At 37.0% G+C, this 2476-nt stretch carries 3 protein-coding genes; all 3 read right to left on the reverse strand.

The window, feature by feature from the left end; all coding sequences use genetic code 11:
* Window positions 1-99, reverse strand: a 99-nt coding sequence (locus DYY65_RS13130) for a VOC family protein (RefSeq protein ID WP_370519364.1), incomplete at its 3' end; no start/stop codon positions are given.
* Window positions 100-614: 515 nt separating this feature from the next.
* The gene (locus tag DYY65_RS12025; protein ID WP_162478196.1) at window positions 615-1202 is read right to left on the reverse strand and encodes a hypothetical protein; all 588 of its coding nucleotides are present in this window, start codon (window positions 1200-1202) and stop codon (window positions 615-617) included.
* A gap of 984 nt (window positions 1203-2186) precedes the next feature.
* A partial coding sequence (locus tag DYY65_RS12030; RefSeq protein ID WP_162478197.1) for a hypothetical protein occupies window positions 2187-2476 on the reverse strand: 290 nt, incomplete at its 5' end.

Here is a 2476-nt window from a genome sequence, read left to right on the forward strand (position 1 = left end):
AGGCCATTTCTCAATGTTCCACCCAAATAATTCATTATAGAATTTTTTTGTTCTTTCGATGTCATCTGAAGGAATTTCAAAATGTACTATTGTTGGCATATCTCTTATTCACTGTTCTTGTTCAATGGCCAGGTAATAAAGCTCGCTGGTCAACACAATTACTTCTAATTGCTTTTGTTACTGATCCTTTGCTGATATTTGAGCATTATTTAGATCTATAAAGTTACATTCATAGAAATAATAATAGATCGCTTCTGCAGTGCTGCTTGAGTCTTCATTGTTTTCACTATGGCGTCAAAACAAGTCCAAAAGAACAGCTTCAAACATGACAATCACATAGGCATATTAATCCCATTTACTTTTACAGGATTTTTATGAATAACGTGATATCGATACCTCATTCACTACGATCTTTATCTCATCAGCGATCGGCGAATTATGGGAAATAACTGCACTGGAACATATGTCTGTATAGATGTTCTAAAGATACTCCGTAATCCCCCGCTCTCCTCATGTAGTTCAAGTTTGTAAGAACCATCAGCTCTTAGGCCACTTGCTTCATCCCTTGCTGGACCTTAATGAAATGGAATGAAGAGGTTCGCGAATCGATCTGTTTATTTTAAGCTAGAAGATAATTGGTTTGCAGGAGTTAATGCATTTGCGGTGACATCAAGAGTATAGGTAACAGTAAATGGGATCCCGTCGGTCTTGTGAAAGACCAGAGCACTCCCCGTAAACGTAAATGACCCTGTACTTATTGGTGTATTTGTCAAAGCAACTGGTGTATTTGTAAACATTGTCATTGTTGATAAGGCTATATTTGTACCATCGAACCATTTTGCATGGTATGGCTCGCCATGTTGGGCGTCTATTGTCTTGTTATATCTATTGTATTTGTGTTCAACTTCAACCTCAATCGGTTTGCTAGCAGTAAAAGTAACAGTTCCAGTCCAAATCTTTCCGTCATGACGGATCGGAAGAGCAACCACTATTTGATGAGGTAGAGTTTGATTATTTAGTTGAGCATTGGGAGCAGGCTTCGACATGGAAGTGTTTTGGATACGCACGATTATTGGTTGTTGCTGAGTGGTCACCTGTGCATGAGAGAAAGGTATTGTCATTGCAAAGCCAATGCCGATTAGAATACTTGTAAATATAAGAGACGCAGTTGTTATACCAATTATTGGCCGCTCCTTAGTCATTATAGTCAAGGTTGAAACCATCGAGTTATCTATCAGTTAGTTGCATGTTTTGAACAAAATGATTAGCCTTCGTTCAACAATTCATAATCAATATAGGATTCCAGTATACTGATCTAGAGTGCCTTACATAATTAGATCGGATTATCCATGGACAACAGTGGCTACTCTATCTCCATTACCTCAGTTCTTAAAAGGAAGATAGCTAGAAACATGGATATTACTTCCGGCGCAATCCATTACAATATCGGTGTTAAATGTAGGTTCCTATCATACTTCGAATTATTATCTACCTTTTCAGGATCTATAGGGCCCAAGTTTATCTGACCTTCTTTCCTTATTATCAAATTCAAACCTAATCCTAACTTTTTACACAAGATTATAATGGCAATCCCTCCCGCCCTCTCATTGTATCCTCCATGTTTTTAAGGTCAATTCACCTGCCCTCAAATCAAGTATGGTTTGCAGAAATTTGTGTGAAAGGCTGGATCCCAAGGTTACTTTTGGTGAGAAGACCTATAAAGGTGGCAAAAAATATTGCAGAAGATGTGAAATATTCTTATTTCATTTGGGAAATTTCTGTCCTTGCTGTGGGATGGCATTAAGGGGTTCACCAACCAGTAGAAAGCAAAAAGAAAAACTTAGAATTAACCAATTATCAATAATCAAAGATTTACGGCATACTGATCTGGAATGCTTTACCTATTCAGGTTAGATTATTCATTGAGCAACATTAACTAACGACTGCTACTTTGACAAAATTAACTAACTTACTATTGTACATAATCTGGTCAAAAGGAATTTGGCAGCACCTATCGTGCGTTGTATTTAATTCTTAATAAAAGGTAAGTTTTCTTGTATAAATGGTATACGCCAATCGTGGGATGGAGAATAGAGGCATCTGTTCATGCAACAAAGGTTCTTTCTTGATCAAGCGGGCTAAAATCATAGAGATCAAATCATGCGAAATATTTCACCCAGTGTTAATTACTTGAAGCCTTTCAGAATGTTGCTATGCCTAGATTCATTTATTATCGTGGTATTAACATTCGGTAGGGAAGGCGGAAAAGCACCATACCTTGTAGACTTGGTTTTATTAATGACTATAGGCGAAGTAGGCTGTCCTTTATAAGGTACTCCTGTTACGTTTACACTATAATGTTTTGTCAAATTGGCATTATCTGGACAAGAATATTTGGCAGTTATTCTGTTAATTCCTTCCTTAATACTAGTGTACTTTGAGGAAACTGTAAATGTCCAATTTGAGTAATCATCCT

It is taken from the genome of Nitrososphaera sp. AFS (assembly GCF_009898475.1).
In the GTDB taxonomy this organism is placed as follows: domain Archaea; phylum Thermoproteota; class Nitrososphaeria; order Nitrososphaerales; family Nitrososphaeraceae; genus Nitrosopolaris.

Bases quoted from the DNA above. Each gene is read 5' to 3' on its own strand.
- DYY65_RS12025 (WP_162478196.1), bottom strand. From the start codon at position 1,202: ATGACTAAGGAGCGGCCAATAATTGGTATAACAACTGCGTCTCTTATA.